The sequence below is a fragment of the Pseudochrobactrum sp. sp1633 genome (assembly GCF_030376605.1).
Taxonomy (GTDB): domain Bacteria; phylum Pseudomonadota; class Alphaproteobacteria; order Rhizobiales; family Rhizobiaceae; genus Pseudochrobactrum.
In genome coordinates this window covers 128504-147637 of sequence record NZ_JARRAE010000003.1, presented here as the reverse complement: position 1 = coordinate 147637, position 19134 = coordinate 128504, and the positions used below count along the sequence as shown (strand labels likewise).

Sequence of the window (19134 nt, the reverse complement as noted above, 5' to 3'; positions counted from 1 at the left end):
GAACTATATTTAAGCAGAAAAAATCAGCGGGCGGACAAGCGGCCAGAGATGATAAGCCCACACTGTCGCACACATGATTGAAGCAATCAGAACCGCGAGTGATCCTGCATCTTTGGCAATCTGAATGTCTTTCTTGAAATCACGGCTGACAGCATTGCACGCCGCCTCAACAGAGGTATTGAGAACCTCGATCAGCAGCAAAAACAGTACGGCTCCGACCAGCAAAAGATAGGCTGCCATATCTGCCGCAACAAACCATGCCACAGGCAGAGAAACAAGCAGCAGAACCAGTTCCTGCTGCACCGGCTTCTCATGGCGTGCCAAATGGTTCAGCGACCGCATGGAATTGATAAAAGCTTTATAAATACGTTCCATATCGCCCCGCAACAAACCGGAAATCATAAAAATACGGGCGGGAAACAAAGTCCCGCCCGTATTGTGTTACACATTAAAAATCAAGCATTTACCGCAAGTTTCTCTGAATGTGAATCACGGTCTTTCTTCAGGAGTTCTGCCACGAGGAAAGCCAGCTCCAGTGCCTGATCCGCGTTCAGACGCGGGTCGCAATGGGTGTGGTAACGATCGGACAGTTCTTCCGCAGAAATGGCGCGTGCACCACCGGTGCATTCGGTCACATTCTTACCGGTCATCTCGATATGAATACCGCCGGCATGCGTGCCCTCAGCCTTATGCACTGCAAAGAAGCTCTGCACTTCTTTCAGAATACGATCGAACGGACGGGTCTTATAGCCCGCAGCAGTGATCGTATTGCCGTGCATCGGATCACAAGACCAGACAACCTTACGGCCTTCCTTCTCAACCGCACGGATCAGACGCGGCAGATGATCTTCCACTTTGTCATAACCGAAACGGGCGATCAGGGTCAGACGACCAGCTTCATTTTCCGGATTCAAACGGTCAATGAGGCGCAGCAGATCATCAGCTTCCAGTGACGGACCGCATTTCATGCCGATCGGGTTCTTGATACCACGGCAATATTCAATATGCGCATGGTCAAGCTGACGGGTACGGTCACCGATCCACATCATGTGGCCGGATGTGCCATACCAGTCGCCCGAGGTCGAATCCACGCGGGTCAGCGCTTCTTCATAACCAAGCAACAGAGCTTCATGGCTGGTGTAGAAATCGGTTTCACGCAGCGCATGGTTGCTGTCTGCGGTAATGCCGATAGAGCGCATGAAATCAATGGTTTCGGAAATGCGGTTGGCAACAGCAACATAACGATCGTTCTGCGGGCTGTCGGAAACAAAACCGAGCGTCCATTTATGCACGTTTTCCAGATTGGCATAGCCACCCTGCGCAAAAGCGCGCAACAGATTGAGCGTTGCCGCAGACTGGCGGTAAACCATTTCCTGACGGTTCGGATCCGGAATGCGCGAGCCTTCATTGAACTCGATGCCGTTGATCACATCACCGCGGTAAGACGGCAGTTCGACGCCATTGATCGTTTCCATGTCGCTTGAGCGCGGCTTGGCAAACTGACCGGCAATACGGCCAATTTTAACCACAGGCTGCGATCCGCCAAACGTAAGCACGACAGCCATTTGCAAAAATACGCGGAAAAAGTCGCGGATATTGTCCGCGCCATGTTCCGCAAAGCTTTCTGCACAATCGCCACCCTGTAAAAGGAAGGCGCGACCTTCAGCAACTTCGGCCAATTGCTTGGTAAGCTTGCGCGCTTCCCCTGCAAATACCAAAGGCGGATATGTACGCAGACGAGCCTCGACATCGGCCAAAGCCTGCGCGTCCGGATAAGAAGGCACTTGCTTAATCGGCATGCCTCTCCAGGATTGCGGTGTCCAGTTCTTCGTCATTATAGCACCTGTGTTATTTCAAACTTTATTCAAAGTTTTCCCCTGCTGCATCGCACCATTGCGACAACAGCCTTGCGTATATAATCCACCGGAAGACAATAAACCAGCCGCAATTGAGCAGATCGTCTCCAGCCTTGTCATTTTCGCCAATATTAAAAGCGTTTCTTGTAATTTTATGACGAAGACAGGCTATTAATGCTGAAAAACCGGCGCTTTACACCGCCGGTCTGTCACTCTGTCTCATTTTCAATACGAATGATCAGCCTTGACGCACGCCATTCACCAGCCGGTAGCTCGGTGTATACATGGTCACAAACTCTTCCGCAGCTGAAGGGTGCAGCGCCATTGTACGGTCAAAATCATCTTTCGTCGCACTGGCTTTCAACGCAATACCAAGCAACTGCGCCATTTCACCAGCATCAGGCCCGACCACATGCGCGCCGAGTACTTTGCGGCTGTCACCGTCCACCACCAGCTTGGTCAGCATCTTGTCAGAACGACCGGCCAGCGTATTGCGCATCGGGCGGAACAGTGCACGATAGACCTCAACATTGGCATATTGCTTCGCCGCATCTTCTTCCGACAGTCCGACCGTGCCTATTTCCGGCTGAGAGAAGACGGCCGTCGGGATCAGCTCATGATCAGGGCGAACCGGATTGCCTTTGAAAGCCGTTTCAAGGAAGCACATAGCCTCGTGAATGGCGACCGGCGTCAGCTGAACACGGTTCGTCACATCACCCACAGCCCAGATATTCTCGATATTAGTATGGGAATATTCGTCAACGATGACCGAACCGTCAGCGGCCTGTTTCACACCTGCATTTTCAAGACCAAGACCCTTGGTGTTTGGCACGCGGCCGATAGCCTGCAACACCTGATCCGCAGCCAGAACCTCACCAGTACTCAGGGTAACGCTCAGACGGTGGTCGTCTTCGCCTTCAGCAACGGCATCTATCTTGGCTTCAGTTACAATGCGGATGCCTTTTTCAATCATCGCATCTGTAACGAGGCGGAAAGCATCGCTATCAAAGCTCTTCAAAATCTGCTTACCGCGATAGACCAGCGTGGTTTCAACGCCCAGACCATTGAAAATACCGGCAAATTCCACTGCAATATAACCGCCGCCCTGAATGACTATCGACTTTGGCAATTCAGCCAGATCAAAAACCTGATCGGAATTGATGCACAGCTCATGTCCCGGCATCGCATCATCCATAAACGGATGACCACCGGTCGCGATCAGAATGGTTTCTGCGGTCACTGACTTGCCCAGACCTGTCAGCTCAATCGTATGCGCATCTTTCAGCACTGCACGCGAAGCAAAAATTTCAGTCTTCGCATTATTCAGCCCTTTGGCATAAAGGCCTTCAAGGCGGGTAATCTCGGCTTCTTTATTAGCAACCAGCTTCGACCAGTCAAAGCTGCGCTCGCCAACAGTCCAGCCATAGCCCGCAGCATCGCTGAAATGCTCCGGAAACTGGGATGCATAAACATAGAGTTTTTTCGGTACGCAACCGCGGATCACGCAAGTGCCGCCCATGCGATATTCTTCTGCCAGCCCGACCTTCTTTCCCATAGCTCCGGCAAGGCGCCCTGCCCGTACACCGCCGGAACCGCCGCCGATAACAAACAGGTCATAGTCATAACTGGTCATTTGAATCTCCGAACATCTGTCACTGCATCAAAATATGGAACTTGCACCATGCCTTAACAAGCCTGCTCCGCGAAAACCAGTACAGTCTCTTATCTCACAGCCCAAACAGAAAAAGCCCGGTCGTTGAACCGGGCTTTTCAATCAATCAAATCTGATTATTTCTGATATGCCAAAGCCGCCTTGCTTATTCAGCGGCGGCAGGCGCTGCACTGCTTACTCAGCAGCGGCAGGCGCTGCACTACTTACTCAGCGGCGGCAGGCGCTGCACTGCCGGCAGCCTTGGACAGAACTTCACCAACCTGCGAAGCCAGATCACGGGCAACGCCATTCTGCCAGACTTCAGCAGCTTTCAGCACTTCACGGGTGACAATCGGGCCTTCAGAAATCAGCTTTTTACCGGCTTCAGAGGTATAAAAAGCGCTGATTGCCTTCAGCTCGTCTTCACTGAAAGAAACCGCATAGGCACGCGCAGCTTCAGTTTCCAGATCGGAACGGCGGGCAGCCAGTGCAATCGCTTTATCATCAACGGTTTTGGTGATGATCGCTTCAAGATTCGGATCTTTCTGAATCAGTTCAGCCTTCAGCGCCTGTGCAGCACGTGGCAGAATGCCGTCAAACTGTTCGGTAGCGCCGATTGCAGCAATCGCAGCACGCGCGGCAGCCAGATGAGACTGCGAAGCCTCCTGAGCCTGCGCGAGATTGACACCAGCCAGTACTGTAAGCGCCGCCAGCGGCGCAATAAGACGGCGATAGCCAGTTGCCTTGGTCATATGGTCAATACTCCGTTTTTTATTCACTTTACACCGCTATATCCGGTGTGAAATCTGTTCTTACCGGCAATACCGGACAGATATGTATTTAGAATTACGACAATGTACGGATACCTGACGTGCCTGCAATAATTGCAGCACGGGCAAGTCCGATAAACAAACCATGCTCTACAACGCCCGGAATGGCGAAGAGTGCGTCTGACAATGCTTTTGTATCCGGAATACGGCCAAAAGATGCATCAAGAATATAATGTCCGCCATCGGTAACAAAAACTTCGCCGTCTTTCATGCGAAGGTTCAGCGGGGCTTCCAGTCCGAGATCAGCAATTGCTTTTTCAACGGCCAGCTTTGTTGCAGCAAGACCAAAACGGTTCACTTCAACCGGCAGCGGAAAACGCCCCAGAGTGTCCACCACTTTTGATTCGTCAGCAATAACGATCATAGCATCAGATGCTGCTGCTACAATTTTCTCGCGCAATAAAGCGCCGCCGCCGCCTTTGATCAGCGACAACTGGCCATCCACCTCATCCGCACCATCAATGGTGAGATCAAGATGCGGGGTTTCTTCAAGTGTTGTCAGCGGCACGCCCAGCTCGGCACACAAAGCGGTAGTGCGCTCGGAGGTCGGCACGCCGATAACCTCAAAGCCTTCAGCCACTTTAACAGCCAGCAAACGCACAAATTCTTCAGCTGTAGAACCGGTACCGATACCGAGTTTCATACCGCTCTTCACATAGGTCAATGCCTCAGCGGCAGCGGCAATTTTCAACTGACGCGGATCAACTGAACTCATAAATCTGCTTCCCGTATTTTCTTATGCAGTCTTTCGCTGCAAATCGCGCAAGCCTTAACAATCTTATGCTGCAATGATGCGCAAAACACTGTTAATACCGTTTAATTCTGCATTGCATGTAGCACGAGCATCACGCGCGGCAAATATATTATTGTTCCCATTTCATCTATTTGCGGAAAAAGACTATCAATAACCATAGTTTCGGATAATTTTGCGAATGCTACGGCGCCCTCTGGACACCGTGCTCTCTGAAATAGTGATAAGCCAAAGGGCAGATATGTCTCATTCCTCCTCAGTCACCACAGGTCAGCCGATCATTGTTTTTGACCTCGACGGCACATTGGTTGATACCGCACCGGACTTGCTGGACAGCCTCAACCATTGTCTGATTGCAGGCGGTCTGACACCTGCCGATCCCGTATCTCTGCGCAAATTTGTCGGCTCCGGCGCTAAAGTGATGATTGAACGCGCTTATCAGGCACAGAACCGTCAATTGACCGACAGCGATATGCAAAAACTGTTTGCCCTGTTTATGGAGCATTACAACAGCAAAATGCCGGGCAATTCAGCCTTCTATCCCGGTGTGCTGGCCAGTCTCGACCGGTTGAGCGCTGCCGGTTACACCCTTGCTGTCTGCACCAATAAATTTGAGATCAGTGCTAAAACGCTGCTGGAGCGCATGAGCGAAGCACACCGCTTTGCCGCGATTTGCGGACAAGACACCTTCCCTTACCGCAAGCCTGATCCGCGCCACCTGACTGATACGATTGCGCAGGCCAAAGGCGACCGCTATCAGGCGATTATGGTTGGTGACAGCCGCGCCGATATTGACGCCGCCAAAGCTGCCGGCATTCCGGTGATTGCTGTTGATTTCGGCTATACCGATTTGCATGTCTCGCATTTCGAGCCAAGCCGTGTCGTCTCGCATTTTGACGAGATAACGCTGGATATGGTCAGTGTTTTGCTGGAAGCGGCAAAAGAAGCTGCGGAATAAAGAAAAGCGGGATTTCTCCCGCTTTTTATTGCTCATTACAGAGGCGAAATATCGCCGCTCTTTTTAGCTTACAAAGGCGAAATATCGCCTTTGGCCCATTCTGCCCTTGTCTCTTCGAAGAAGTCATTGAAACGGCCCGCTTCAATCGCATCGCGGATACCCTGCATCAGATACTGATAATAATGCAGATTGTTCCATGTCAGCAGCATACCGCCCAATGCTTCATTGGATTTCACCAGATGATGCAAGTAAGCGCGGCTATATTTACTCGATGCCGGACAGGTTGACATTTCATCCAATGGGCGGTGATCTTCTGCATGGCGCGCATTGCGAAGGTTCACCTTACCGCGGCGGGTAAAGGCCAGACCATGACGGCCTGCACGGGTCGGCATTACGCAGTCGAACATATCAATGCCGCGCGCAACCGATTTCAGCATATCGTCCGGTGTACCAACACCCATCAGATAGCGCGGCTTTTCATGCGGCAGGATAGGACAGGTCACATCCAGCATATCCAGCATCACCTGCTGCGGTTCGCCCACAGCAAGACCACCAACGGCATAGCCTTTGAGATCCATATCTTTCAGCACTTGTGCGGATTGCTCGCGCAACTGCACATTATCGCCGCCCTGCACGATACCGAACATGGCTTTGCCCGGCTGATCGCCAAAGGCCACCTTACAACGCTCAGCCCAGCGCAATGAAAGCTCCATTGCCTTTTGCATCACATTGAAGGTTGCAGGCAGTGCCGTACATTCATCCAGCTGCATCTGGATATCGCTATCGAGCAGTCCCTGAATTTCAATGGAGCGCTCCGGCGACATTTCATAGGCGCGACCGTCAATATGCGAACGGAATGTCACGCCCTGCTCAGTAAGCTTGCGCAGCTGCGCCAGCGACATAACCTGAAAGCCACCGGAATCGGTGAGGATCGGCCCCTGCCAGCCACCAAATTCATGCAAGCCGCCAAGACGTGCCACACGCTCGGCACCCGGACGCAGCATCAGGTGATAGGTATTGCCGAGGATAATATCCGCGCCAAGATCCTTCACCTGATCCATATACATGGCTTTAACGGTGCCTGCGGTGCCAACCGGCATAAAGGCCGGAGTGCGGATAGTGCCGCGCGGCATGGTAATTTCACCGCGACGTGCTTTGCCGTCTGTCGCCAGCACTTTGAATTCAAAATTTTCACTAGTCATATCAAAATCCGTTAAGTGCGAAGCGTCAGAAGGCTGGCATCGCCATAGGAATAAAACCGGTATTCATTGCTAATGGCATGGGCATAGGCCGCCTGCATTGTCTCAAAACCACTGAAAGCCGAGACCAGCATGAACAATGTCGAGCGCGGCAGATGAAAATTGGTCATCAGCATATCAATCGCGCGGAACTTATAGCCGGGTGTGATGAAGATATCGGTCGCGCCCGACCAAGGACGAATAATACCATCCTCACCGGTTGCACTTTCAATCAGGCGCAGCGATGTGGTGCCGACAGAGATAATCCGTCGGCCCCGTTCATGCACACGATTGAGCGCCGCTGCGGTTTCCTCAGAGACATAGCCGATTTCCGCATGCATTTTATGCTCTGCGGTGTCATCCGCTTTTACCGGCAGGAATGTGCCCGCGCCCACATGGAGCGTCACAAAATGCTCTTCCACACCTTTGGCGCGGATGCGCTCCAGCAGTTCCGGCGTGAAATGCAGACCGGCGGTTGGTGCTGCGACAGCGCCTTCTTCACGGGCATAGACAGTCTGATAATCCTGTTTGTCCTGTGCATCTTCCGCACGTTTGGATGCGATATAAGGCGGTAGCGGAATATGACCGACGGAAGCAATAGCCTCATCCAGCATGGCACCGGACACATCAAACACCAGCAGTACCTCGCCGCTATCGTGCTTTTCTGCAACCGTTGCATCCAGCGTACCTAGAAAACAGCTCGAACCGGAATGACCGAAGCGGATACGCTCGCCTTGCTTAACGCGTTTTGCAGGGCGTAAGAAGGCTTTCCAGCGATCAGCGCCGGTGCGCATATGCAAGGTAGCGCTCACGGTTGCGACTGTGCCGTCACGCTCGCGCGTGCCTTCCAGCTGTGCCGGAATAACCTTCGTATCATTGAAGACCAGCGCATCGCCTTCACGCAGCAAATCCGGCAAATCACCGACATGCAGATCCTGCAAAGGCTGATCAGGAATAATGCGCAACAGTTTTGCATGATCGCGCGGGGTTACCGGACGCAGCGCAATACGCTCTTCCGGCAGGTCAAAATCAAACAGATCGACGCGCATCACTGGCCTCAATTTCGGGGAGTTCAAAAATTTTAAGACTTCGCATTGCCCTGCAATACAGAACAGCGGGCAAAAAATAAAGGGCGTGTTACGGTCTGAACCATAACACGCCCCTCAAATCAGCAGGCCGACAGATTAAATGTCAGCAGCGATTTTCGCAGAAGTAATTGAATCCGGATCAGTTACCGGCTCACCGCGCTTGATTTTGTCAACATTATCCATGCCTTCGATAACCTGACCCCATACGGAATACTGGCGATCCAGCCAAGGAGCATCAGTAAAGCAGATGTAGAACTGGGAGTTTGCCGAGTTCGGGTTCTGGCTGCGTGCCATCGAGCAAGTGCCGCGAACGTGCTTAACATTCGAGAACTCAGCTTTCAGATCAGGCTTGTCGGAACCGCCCATACCGGCGCGGCTTGCATTGAAGCTTGAGCCACCCTGCTTACCGAACTTCACATCACCGGTCTGCGCCATGAAGCCTTCGATCACGCGGTGGAAAACAACGCCGTCATAAGCGCCTTCGCGTGCCAGCTCTTTAATACGGGCAACGTGACCTGGTGCCAGATCAGGATAGAGTTCGATCGCAACGGTACCCTTAGTGGTTTCCAGTACCAGTGTATTTTCCGGATCTTTATAAGCCATCGGGCTTCTCCTGTAGATTTTTCAGGCTGCGCATCAGGCAGCCACGTTAAAATGAATTATTTGCGGTCGGCCAGAACAATGGCTTTAACGATACGGTCAGGATTATCAACCGCGCCATTAGCAGATTTGCTGCCTTTTTTGATTTTATCGACGACTTCCATACCGCTGACCACTTCACCAACAACAGTGTACTGGCCGTTCAGGAATGAACCTTCGTCAAACATAATGAAAAACTGCGAATTGGCAGAATCCGGCGATGAACTGCGCGCCATGCCGACTGTTCCGCGAATAAACGGCTGCTTGGAAAACTCTGCCGGAATATTGCCATAGGAAGAACCGCCGGTGCCTGCGCGACCCGGATTGTAGTCTTTATCCGCGTTACCGAACTCTACGTCACCGGTTTGCGCCATAAAGCCGTCAATCACGCGGTGAAACACAACGCCGTTATAGGCACCGTCGCGCACCAGCTTCTTAATCTGCTCCGCATGTTTCGGCGCCAGATCAGGACGCAGTTCGATGACAACATCGCCGTCTTTCAGGGTCAGAACCACGGTATTTTCCGGGTCTGCGGCCTGCGCATTGACCGGCTGCAAAGCGGCAGTGGCAGAAAATGCGAGAAAGGCCGTGACGGCCAGTAATTTACGCAAAAAGGACATGATTTTTCCTGTGTGAAGCTGAATTCTTATTTCTTAAGCTTTAACCGAAGGGCTTTCTCAATGGCAGGCGGCACGAATGTGCTCACATCGCCGCCCATTGCCGCAATCTGGCGTACCAGTGTGGCAGTAATAAAACGCACATTTGGGGAGGCAGGCAAAAATACCGTCTGAATTTCCGGTTCCATCCCTGCATTCATACCGGCCATCTGCATTTCATAGTCGAAATCTGTGGCATCGCGTAAACCGCGCACCATCAGTGTCGCCTTGAAGGTTTTAGCCGTTTCAACGACCAGACCACTGAAACTGGTATAATCAATGCGGCTGCTCTCTTTGCCGAACGCCTGCTCTCCGGCCTCACGCAGCAGTGCCACACGCTCTTCAAAACTGAACATCGGGATTTTGCCCGGATGGACACCGATAGCGACAATCACCTTGTCGGCCAGCCCGAGAGCCCCGCGCAGAACATCAAGATGACCATTGGTGACCGGATCAAATGATCCTGCATAGAGAGCTGTTTTCATACCCAATGAATTAATCATTATACTGACCAATTTCAATCTCAAAAGCGAAGTACATAAAGGGTTCAGCAAAGAGCGGAGCAAGAACCTCTCTAAGCCTCAGTCTTAAATCAAAAGCATAGGTTTACGCGCTCTCAAACTGAACCTAGCATGAATAGACCGGTCAGGAATAATTCACGGGAAAACGCCTATATTACAGGCAACACAGTCGTTGCACAGATCACACACACCACTCAACCAAAGATTTTATGCAACCTTTGTCTCGCTTGTGCGTAATATAAGCGAAAGGATAAAATGATGATGCTATTTATTCTCGCAATATCAATGATCGTCGCGATGATGTTTGCAGCCATTATCCTGATGATCGAAGAAAGCGCCTCCAAGCGCCTGAATGATCAGAAATCTGTATTCGATCTGCGTTCCGTGCGCCGCATCGCACGTGGCACCAGATCAAAACGCATTACACACGCATAAGTGAAGTGATAATATCTTGGTTTTGCCTAAATCAGGTCTAAATAGATACAAAATGCCTCTTTAATCAGAGGGTAGTTGCAGCCGGAACCTCCAGTCCAGGCTTTTATTTAAGGCGGTGTGAGAAGACACCGCCTTTTTCTTTGCCTATATCCCAAGAAAAAAGCCCCGTCAGTGACTGACGGGGCTTTTTTTTTGCTTCAGAGCTTATTCTGCGGCAGGTTCATCACCACCCGCTTGGGTCACTTCCTGAACCGGTGTCTGTTCACCGGCGGTTTCCGAGGTTTCATCCTCTTCATCATCGGTTTCCGAAATTCGTTCAACCGACACAACCTTTTCACCGTCAGCCGTGTTGAAGATGGTCACGCCCTTGGTGGAGCGTCCGGCAACGCGAATACCGCCAACCGGTACGCGGATCAGCTGACCGCCGTCCGATACCAGCAGGATCTGGTCGCTTGCCTCAACTGGGAACAGCGCGACAAGCTTGCCGATTTCATCAGTTTTGGATGTATCAGTTGCACGGATACCCTTACCGCCACGGCCGGAAATACGGAATTCATAAGAGGAAGAACGCTTGCCGTAACCGTACTCACTGACTGTCAGAACAGTCTGCTCATGGGCTTTCAGCTCTTCATAGCGCTCGTCATTCAGTTCCGCATCTTCGGTCACGTCTTCACCGACAACCGCAATATCCTCAATATCTTCCGAACCGAGGCTACGGCGTTCAGCAACAACGCGCTTCAGATAGGCTGTACGCTCAGCCGGTGTCGCTTCCACATGTTCAAGAATAGCCATCGAGATGACTTTGTCGCCTTCGGCCAGATTGATACCGCGTACACCAATCGAATTACGACCAGCGAAGACGCGAACATCATCCACACGGAAGCGAATACACTGGCCACCGGCGGCAGTCAGCAGCACGTCATCATTGACAGTACAAGTATCGACCGAGAGGATTTCATCGCCCTCTTCTTCCAGCTTCATCGCAATCTTACCATTGCGGTTGACCTGAACGAAATCAGACAGCTTGTTACGACGCACAGTACCGCGCGTTGTCGAGAACATCACGTCGAGTTCAGACCAGCTTGCCTCATCCTCAGGCAATGGCATGATTGTGGTGATACGCTCACCCTGCTGCAAAGGCAGCATATTAATCAATGCCTTACCACGGGATTGCGGGGTGCCGATTGGCAGACGCCAGACTTTTTCTTTGTACACAATACCGCGCGACGAGAAGAACAATACCGGCGCATGGGTGCTGGCCACGAACAGACGGGTAACGAAATCCTCGTCCTTGGTTGCCATGCCCGAACGGCCTTTACCGCCGCGACGCTGCGCACGATAGGTGCTGAGCGGTACACGTTTGATATAACCGGCATGACTGACGGTGACGACCATATCTTCACGGGCGATGAGGTCTTCATCATCCATATCAGCGCCGCCAAGGGTCAGCTCAGTACGGCGCGGGGTGGCGAATTCATCACGAACCGCTGCCATTTCGTCTTTGACGATGCCAAGGATACGCTCACGCGAGGCCAGAATTGCCAGATAATCTTTGATTTCTTCGCCGATCTTGTTCAGTTCATCGGCAATTTCATCACGACCGAGAGCTGTCAGGCGCTGCAAGCGCAGTTCAAGAATGGCGCGTGCCTGCTCTTCCGACAGATTATAGGTATTATCGTCGTTGAGCACATGACGCGGATCATCAATCAGACGGATCAGAGGCGCAATATCAGCAGCCGGCCAGCGGCGTGTCATCAATTGTTCACGCGCCGTTGCAGGATCCGGAGCACGACGGATCAGCGCAATAATTTCGTCGATATTGGCAACAGCAATCGCCAGACCAACCAAGACATGCGCGCGTTCACGGGCTTTATTCAGCAGGAACTTGGTACGGCGGCTGACAACTTCCTCACGGAAATGCACGAAAGCATTCAGCACTTCCATCAGATTCAGCAGCTGTGGTTTACCACCATTCAGCGCCACCATATTGCAGCCGAAAGAGGTTTGCAGCGGCGTGTAGCGATAAAGCTGGTTCAGCACCACATCGGCGTTCGCATCGCGCTTCAGTTCAACAACCACGCGGTAACCGTCGCGGTCGGATTCGTCACGCAGATCGGAAATGCCTTCCACGCGCTTATCGCGCACCAACTCAGCCATTTTCTCGATCATGGTCGCTTTATTGACCTGATACGGCACTTCCGTGATCACGATAGATTCACGGTCATTGCGCATCGGCTCAATGGTAACGCGACCACGCATCAGCACAGAACCGCGACCGGTGCTGTAGGCAGAATTGATACCGGCACGACCGAGAATCAGACCACCGGTCGGGAAATCCGGCCCCGGAATGATCTCAATCATCTCTTCCAGCGTCATTTCCGGATTGTCGATCAGGGCAATACAGCCATTGATCACTTCACCCAAATTATGTGGCGGAATATTGGTGGCCATACCAACGGCGATACCGCCGGAACCATTGACCAGCAGGTTCGGATAGCGCGCCGGAAGCACTTTAGGCTCCTGTTCGCGGCCATCATAATTGTCCTGAAAATCAACGGTGTCCTTGTCGATATCTTCAAGAAGAACCGAAGAAACCTTCTCCAGACGGCACTCAGTATAGCGCATCGCCGCAGCACTGTCGCCGTCGATGGAGCCGAAGTTGCCCTGCCCGTCAACCAGTGGCTCGCGCATGGAAAAGTCCTGCGCCATACGCACCAGCGCATCATAAATCGAGGCGTCACCGTGCGGATGGTATTTACCCATCACTTCACCGACGACACCGGCAGATTTACGGTAGGAGCGGTTCCAGGCAAGCCCCATCTCATTCATGGCATGGAGAATGCGCCGGTGAACCGGCTTCAACCCGTCACGAACATCCGGAAGCGCGCGGCTGACGATAACGCTCATCGCGTAATCGAGGTAGGACCGCTGCATCTCCTCCACAATAGAAATCGGTTCAATACCATTAGATTCTTCTGAACCGGGCGGCGGAGTAAGGTCTGTCACTATTCAAATATCTTTCATAAAGAATCGATTAGTTTTGATAGATTGCAGTCTATCCCATAACATCAAAATCACGAAATTTCGACGGCCTTGCGGCAGCTTTCATACACATCAAATATGCCTGATTTACCACTTCAAAGGCATATTTGTCACGATACCAGCCACAAATCAGAGAATATTATCGCGGCTGCGAATTTTTATCCGGTGCGAAAACAAAATCGTCCGGAAAACAGCCAAAACTGCTTTAATTTTTAACACTGGTTTACGGTCATTCTCACTTTACATCTGATCGGGACATCTTGCACAAAGACCGCAATAACAGGCATAATCATCAACAGAAACCTACATACACAAGATCGGAACATGAATGAGCTTTTTTGACAGTCTTTTCAGCGCGTTTGTCACATTGCTCGTGACCATCGACCCGCCCGGTCTTGCACCGCTGTTTCTGGCTGTTACGACCGGCATGGATCGCCGCGAGAGAGCTCAGGTCGCCAAACGAGCCAGTATCATTGCCTTCATCATCCTTGCGCTTTTTGCCATTGCAGGTGCGCAAATCCTGATGTTGTTCGGCATTACGCTCGGCGCTTTCCGCGTTGCCGGTGGCTTGCTGCTGTTCTGGATCTCATTTGAAATGATCTTTGAGCGCCGTCAGGAGCGCCATGAGAAAAGCGCGACCGTCGCAATTACCAAAGACCATATCCGCAATGTTGCCGCCTTCCCGCTGGCCATTCCGCTGATTGCCGGCCCCGGCGCAATTTCCGCTACGGTGCTTCTGGGTGGTACATTTCCGACCATCGGCTCCAGACTTGCCCTGCTTGGCATTTTGCTTGCCTGTATTGTACTTTCTTACATCGTATTCCTGCTGGCAGAGCGCGTTGACCGCTTCTTAGGGGAAACAGGCCGCTCGATCCTCACCCGCCTGCTCGGCGTCATCCTTGCCGCTCTGGCAGTGCAATTTGTGGCGGATGGTATCCGCTCACTGATCGTAGGAAGCTGAGCATCCTTTGTTCGTCCAATGGGGCGCTCGGCGCTCTAAACAAAAAAGCCCGCGTCAGACGCGGGCTTTTCTTTTGTGAACACTTAAGTGTCTGAATCAAAAAGCGACAGACGCCAGCGAAAATGGTGATTTGCGAGCATCGGAACGGAGCGTACTTATTGTACGTGAGTACCGAAGCGCAGAACATTGCCATTTGCAGCCAAGTCGGGCGACTTTTGGATCAGATACTCAGAATGGGATATCATCATCCAAGTCATGACTGAAGCCGCCGGACTGCTGCTGCGGGCTTGAACGGCCGAAATCATTACCGCCACCGCTGCTGCCATAGTCACCGCCACGCGATGAACCGCCGCCGCTGGCAAAACGATCGCCGCCGCTGCCGCCACCTTCAAAGCGACCTCCACCACCACTGCCGCCTTCACCACGGCTGTCGAGCATCTGCAATTCACCACGGAATTTCTGCAACACGATTTCAGTTGTGTATTTGTCGTTGCCGTTCTGGTCTGTCCATTTACGGGTCTGCAACTGACCTTCAATGTAAACCTTGGCGCCTTTTTTCAAATACTGCTCAGCAACCTTGGCCAGATTTTCATTGAAAATCACAACGCTGTGCCATTCGGTTTTATCTTTGCGCTCACCGGACTGGCGGTCGCGCCAGCTTTCCGATGTTGCAATACGCAGGTTTGCAACCGGCTCACCGGAATTCAGACGACGGATTTCAGGATCCGCTCCGAGATTACCAACGAGAATAACTTTATTAACTGAGCCTGCCATAGACCTGCACTCCAAGATTTTTTCTTAATGTTGGCGCCACAATACATAAGGCAGCCCGCTGTTGAAAGAGGCTGCCGTCGATGAAAAAGACAGTCTGCAGCTTTTCCATAACAAAAAAGCCGCCGCGGTTAACCGCGGCGGCTTCGATTTCGTAGCGGAAGGCTCCGCCAACGTCACGATTAACGTGAGTAATATTCAACAACCAGATTTGGTTCCATCTGAACGGCATATGGCACGTCAGACAGGCCAGGAACGCGGCTGTATGTTGCAGTCAGTTTGTTGTGGTCTGCTACGATGTAGTCAGGCACATCACGTTCTGCGAGCTGAACAGCTTCCAGAACGATAACCAGCTGCTTGGACTTTTCACGAACTTCAATCACGTCACCAGCCTTCAGGCGGTAGGACTGAATGTTTACGCGACGACCGTTTACATTAACGTGACCGTGGTTGATGAACTGACGGGCAGCAAAAATGGTCGGTACGAATTTAGCGCGGTAAACAACTGCATCCAGACGGCTTTCCAGCAGACCGATCAGGTTTTCACCGGTGTCGCCCTTACGGCGAGCAGCTTCTTCGTAAGTCTTACGGAACTGCTTTTCAGAGATATCGCCGTAGAAGCCTTTCAGCTTCTGCTTTGCGCGCAGCTGAATACCGAAGTCGGACAGCTTGCCCTTACGGCGCTGACCGTGCTGGCCCGGGCCATATTCACGACGGTTTACTGGGGACTTAGGACGACCCCAGATGTTTTCGCCAAGACGACGATCAATTTTGTACTTGGAAGATTCGCGCTTACTCATCGCATTTCCCTTTAATAATGATACCGGCGCGGCAGCTTGTCTGCCTCGCTCGAAGGAAACGCGCCCTCCTCTGTCTTCACATCGGAAGACTGACAGAATATTACGGCAGCGAATGCGGTAATGATTCACGGGACACGTCAAGATACAGGGAATCTGCTAAGATGCCCTGAGATCATGGGCGGCTTTTAAGGATTGAGTACCGGTGTTGTCAAGCCCTGTAGCTCAGACACCTGAAAATCAGGCATTCTAACCCGTATACAGCTTTACATTTTTTGGAATGCGCACTGGATTCGTCGGGTGGTCGCATTGCCATTCGATGAATGTTGTTTCAGTTTAAATGTCAAATGCCCTAATAACCGAGATAGCCCGCATATGATAAAATTTATAATACGCATATATCCGGACATGATTGCCGTTATTTGCGGCATTCTCATTCTCCCTTGGATACTCGGGGTTCCGGGACAACCGACACAGGCTGTATTGTCTGGCTGGACAATCGGACTGATAGCAATGGGCATCTACCTGTTAATATACCAAACCGTAAAATCCCTGAGAACATTGGAATTTTACAAAAAGAACTGTGCATTTCACCGACCAGTTTTCGCCATTTTGAACGGGACTGCCTTATGTGTTCTTCCGGTGATGCTTTTTTCATTCCTTTTGATTTTTTATTCTGAATAGCCTGCAGAGCAGTTCATATTCTGCATTCTTAAGTGCTGTATAATCATTTCATTCAAGTTCAATATGAATTTTTCTTGATATAGACAAAAGAGACTACTCTTTAAGCTTTACTACAAAACGATGTCAAAAGACTATATTTACCATCATCAGCGCTTAATTCGCTCATAATTTGCGACGATATTTTCAGCGTCAAATATTAATCAGATAATCACGATCAATATCTATATTATATTCATTCGATAACCAGCAGGATATCTCATGTTAAAAACAACATTTAAAGCCTCAGCCATCATTGCTTCGCTCATCAGCCTTTCATCCTTTGCACATGCAGAAAAACTGCCAAAGCAAAGCCCTGATTTTAAGGCCAATTACAATTTAGCAATTAATGACAGCAAGGCAAAACCTGCAACGGCTCTATGCTCGGCAACAGTTCATGACCTGACAAAAGATAAAAAATATAAATATGACCGTTTCGGCTTCACACAAGCGGATTACGACGCGGTTACGTTAAACAAGACAACCGGCAACGGCGCAACAAGCGTGCAACTCACTGGCGAAGCCCGCCTGCGATCAGGTGGCACTGCATGGGAGCCAATCACCGTGAAATGCGTTGTCAGCAAAAATAAAGTTCAGTCGATTTCCGTTACCGTTAAAAAGTAACGCTGCAACCGGTATATGGCTATTGAAAGCGCACCGGTAACTCCGGTGCGTTTTAATCAGAGCGTGTGCGATTAATCTGCCTCGCGGGTCTAGCTCTGTCTTTTTGTTTAACGCATGCTTTTACTCCCAACTCGCTACCCGCAGCTGGCGACATGCTTCAGGACTTAATCCTGTGCAGCATCAAAACGCGCCTGCTCATTGCGCATAAGGCGGCGGTTTTCAACAGCCCACTGCCCCAGTCCGTCAATCGGCTTTGCCAATGACATACCCAATGCCGTCAAAGAATACTCCACCTCGGGCGGCGATGTCGGGCGCACAATGCGCAGCACCAACCCGTCACGCTCCAATGAGCGCAAAGTCACTGTGAGCATACGCTGCGATATACCTTCCACCAGACGGCGCAGAGCATTGAACCGCGTTGTGCCTTGCTGAAGATTGAGGATAACCAGCAGGCTCCATGTATCTCCCACACGGTCGAGCACCTCACGGATAGGGCAAGTACCATCTTCATCCGGTGTAAAGCCTGCCATCTCAGCCAGCAGCGGCAGTGTACTCTGTTCATTCTCTTGCATATTCGCAGCTGCTTTTTTCTTCAGCGCCGCATTCATATGAGAGGACATTGCCTTCTCCCTTGTCGCCTCTATTTTTATACTGCTCGGCCATCACAGTCAGGCGGTTACTTTGATGTGACCTGCTAACTTTAAAGTGCATTCTTCACAGCCATTTAAAATCGCATTACATAGTTACTCATCGTAACCTGATTAAAAATAATTCTTTACAACTTATAATATGAGGTAAGCACTATGTCAAAAATCGCAATCATCGGCGCCAGCGGCTATGTCGGTTCTGCCCTGCTCAATGAAGCAGCCAAACGCGGCCATCAGGTAAGCGCGCTTGTTCGCCACCCTGAAAAAATCTCTGCGAACGCCAATATCAGCGCCGTAAAGGCCGATGTGTTGGATACGGACGCTCTGGCGAAGCTGCTTGCAGGTCATGATCTGGTGATCTCCGCCTATAATCCGGGCTGGCAGGAAGCCGATATCCGCAACATTCACATCAAAGGCAGCCGTTCCATTACTGAGGCTGTGAAGAAAGCAGGCATCAAACGCCTGATCGCCGTTGGTGGCGCCGGCAGCCTCGAAATCAACGGTGCGCAGCTGGTGGATTCTCCGGAATTTCCGGCAGAGTATAAAGAAGGAGCGCTCGGCGCTCGTCAGGCACTCAATGATCTGAAAGCTGAGAATGAGCTGGACTGGTCATTTATTTCACCAGCCATTCTGCTGGTTCCGGGCGAAGCCACCGGCACGTTCCGTCTTGGCAAAGATTCTCCGGTCTTTGATGACAAAGGAGAAAGCAAAATTACCGTTGGTGATCTGGCAGTTGCCATTCTTGATGAAGCCGAACAGGGCAAGCATATCCGTCAGCGCTTCACCGCAGCTTACTAATAGCCAGAGCATAATTTCTTAAACTTGAATCAGTTTAAGTTTTAATTATGCTCTACTTTTAAAGTGTTAGAGCGACCTTTGTGCGCCCAATGGGGCGCCCGGCGCTCTAAGACAAAAAAGCCTGCGGTTCCCGCAGGCTTTTTTTTACAAT

General features: G+C 51.2%; 20 protein-coding genes. 5 read left to right on the top strand and 15 right to left on the bottom strand.

Annotated elements, in window-relative coordinates:
• Positions 1 to 9: 9 nt before the first annotated feature.
• From P8H26_RS04605 to rpiA, 5 genes are all read right to left on the bottom strand, one after another.
• On the bottom strand, positions 10 to 375 hold the full coding sequence (locus P8H26_RS04605; RefSeq protein WP_289631688.1) for a diacylglycerol kinase: 366 nt from the start codon (positions 373 to 375) through the stop codon (positions 10 to 12).
• An 80-nt stretch (positions 376 to 455) separates the two neighbouring features.
• Positions 456 to 1835 (bottom strand): class II 3-deoxy-7-phosphoheptulonate synthase, encoded by a 1380-nt coding sequence (locus P8H26_RS04600; RefSeq protein WP_289631687.1) that lies wholly within the window; start codon positions 1833 to 1835, stop codon positions 456 to 458.
• 259 nt (positions 1836 to 2094) lie between these two features.
• Positions 2095 to 3489, bottom strand: coding sequence for a glutathione-disulfide reductase (gor, locus tag P8H26_RS04595; protein ID WP_289631686.1), 1395 nt, complete (start codon positions 3487 to 3489; stop codon positions 2095 to 2097).
• 242 nt (positions 3490 to 3731) lie between these two features.
• Positions 3732 to 4259, bottom strand: coding sequence for a DUF2059 domain-containing protein (locus tag P8H26_RS04590; RefSeq protein ID WP_289631685.1), 528 nt, complete (start codon positions 4257 to 4259; stop codon positions 3732 to 3734).
• A gap of 94 nt (positions 4260 to 4353) precedes the next feature.
• The gene (gene rpiA / locus P8H26_RS04585) at positions 4354 to 5052 is read right to left on the bottom strand and encodes a ribose-5-phosphate isomerase RpiA (protein WP_289631684.1); all 699 of its coding nucleotides are present in this window, start codon (positions 5050 to 5052) and stop codon (positions 4354 to 4356) included.
• Between the two features lie 277 nt (positions 5053 to 5329).
• On the opposite strand from rpiA, the gene P8H26_RS04580 reads away from it, so the two are divergent.
• Entirely contained in the window at positions 5330 to 6046 is a 717-nt protein-coding gene (locus P8H26_RS04580; protein ID WP_289631683.1) for an HAD family hydrolase, read from the top strand.
• A gap of 68 nt (positions 6047 to 6114) precedes the next feature.
• Here the strand turns inward: P8H26_RS04580 and tgt are convergent, their stop codons facing one another.
• The 5 genes from tgt to coaD form a co-directional block, all read right to left on the bottom strand.
• Entirely contained in the window at positions 6115 to 7248 is a 1134-nt protein-coding gene (tgt, locus tag P8H26_RS04575; RefSeq protein ID WP_289631681.1) for a tRNA guanosine(34) transglycosylase Tgt, read from the bottom strand.
• An 11-nt stretch (positions 7249 to 7259) separates the two neighbouring features.
• Positions 7260 to 8333 (bottom strand): tRNA preQ1(34) S-adenosylmethionine ribosyltransferase-isomerase QueA, encoded by a 1074-nt coding sequence (gene queA / locus P8H26_RS04570; protein WP_289631680.1) that lies wholly within the window; start codon positions 8331 to 8333, stop codon positions 7260 to 7262.
• Positions 8334 to 8468: 135 nt separating this feature from the next.
• On the bottom strand, positions 8469 to 8975 hold the full coding sequence (locus tag P8H26_RS04565; RefSeq protein WP_289631679.1) for a peptidylprolyl isomerase: 507 nt from the start codon (positions 8973 to 8975) through the stop codon (positions 8469 to 8471).
• Between the two features lie 56 nt (positions 8976 to 9031).
• Positions 9032 to 9631, bottom strand: coding sequence for a peptidylprolyl isomerase (locus tag P8H26_RS04560; RefSeq protein WP_289631678.1), 600 nt, complete (start codon positions 9629 to 9631; stop codon positions 9032 to 9034).
• 26 nt (positions 9632 to 9657) lie between these two features.
• On the bottom strand, positions 9658 to 10152 hold the full coding sequence (coaD, locus tag P8H26_RS04555; RefSeq protein ID WP_289631849.1) for a pantetheine-phosphate adenylyltransferase: 495 nt from the start codon (positions 10150 to 10152) through the stop codon (positions 9658 to 9660).
• A gap of 291 nt (positions 10153 to 10443) precedes the next feature.
• Between coaD and P8H26_RS04550 the strand changes: the two genes are divergently transcribed.
• Positions 10444 to 10623 carry a hypothetical protein gene (locus tag P8H26_RS04550; protein WP_289631866.1) on the top strand — a complete coding sequence of 60 codons (180 nt, stop codon included), beginning with the start codon at positions 10444 to 10446 and terminating at the stop codon, positions 10621 to 10623.
• Positions 10624 to 10827: 204 nt separating this feature from the next.
• Here P8H26_RS04550 and gyrA read toward each other — a convergent pair whose 3' ends face one another.
• Positions 10828 to 13557 (bottom strand): DNA gyrase subunit A, encoded by a 2730-nt coding sequence (gyrA, locus tag P8H26_RS04545; protein ID WP_374708230.1) that lies wholly within the window; start codon positions 13555 to 13557, stop codon positions 10828 to 10830.
• 436 nt (positions 13558 to 13993) lie between these two features.
• On the opposite strand from gyrA, the gene P8H26_RS04540 reads away from it, so the two are divergent.
• Entirely contained in the window at positions 13994 to 14626 is a 633-nt protein-coding gene (locus P8H26_RS04540; protein ID WP_289631676.1) for a MarC family protein, read from the top strand.
• A gap of 228 nt (positions 14627 to 14854) precedes the next feature.
• Here P8H26_RS04540 and P8H26_RS04535 read toward each other — a convergent pair whose 3' ends face one another.
• From P8H26_RS04535 to rpsD, 3 genes are read right to left on the bottom strand one after another with little or no spacing between them, the layout of a single operon-like run.
• Positions 14855 to 15400: a single-stranded DNA-binding protein gene (locus P8H26_RS04535; protein ID WP_289631675.1), complete on the bottom strand. Its 546-nt coding sequence runs from the start codon at positions 15398 to 15400 to the stop codon at positions 14855 to 14857.
• Positions 15384 to 15602, bottom strand: a complete 219-nt coding sequence (locus P8H26_RS04530) for a hypothetical protein (protein WP_289631674.1) — start codon at positions 15600 to 15602, stop codon at positions 15384 to 15386. The genes P8H26_RS04535 and P8H26_RS04530 overlap by 17 nt, the downstream gene beginning before the upstream one ends.
• Positions 15580 to 16197, bottom strand: a complete 618-nt coding sequence (rpsD, locus tag P8H26_RS04525; RefSeq protein ID WP_289631673.1) for a 30S ribosomal protein S4 — start codon at positions 16195 to 16197, stop codon at positions 15580 to 15582. The genes P8H26_RS04530 and rpsD overlap by 23 nt, the downstream gene beginning before the upstream one ends.
• 939 nt (positions 16198 to 17136) lie before the next feature.
• On the opposite strand from rpsD, the gene P8H26_RS04520 reads away from it, so the two are divergent.
• Positions 17137 to 17538 carry a BspC domain-containing protein gene (locus P8H26_RS04520; protein WP_289631672.1) on the top strand — a complete coding sequence of 134 codons (402 nt, stop codon included), beginning with the start codon at positions 17137 to 17139 and terminating at the stop codon, positions 17536 to 17538.
• A gap of 164 nt (positions 17539 to 17702) precedes the next feature.
• Here the strand turns inward: P8H26_RS04520 and P8H26_RS04515 are convergent, their stop codons facing one another.
• Positions 17703 to 18110: a winged helix-turn-helix transcriptional regulator gene (locus P8H26_RS04515; protein WP_374708229.1), complete on the bottom strand. Its 408-nt coding sequence runs from the start codon at positions 18108 to 18110 to the stop codon at positions 17703 to 17705.
• A gap of 231 nt (positions 18111 to 18341) precedes the next feature.
• Here P8H26_RS04515 and P8H26_RS04510 point away from each other — a divergent pair, with 231 nt between their 5' ends.
• A complete protein-coding gene (locus tag P8H26_RS04510) occupies positions 18342 to 18983 on the top strand; it encodes an NAD(P)-dependent oxidoreductase (protein WP_289631671.1) in 642 nt (213 codons plus the stop codon).
• Positions 18984 to 19134 lie beyond the last annotated feature (151 nt).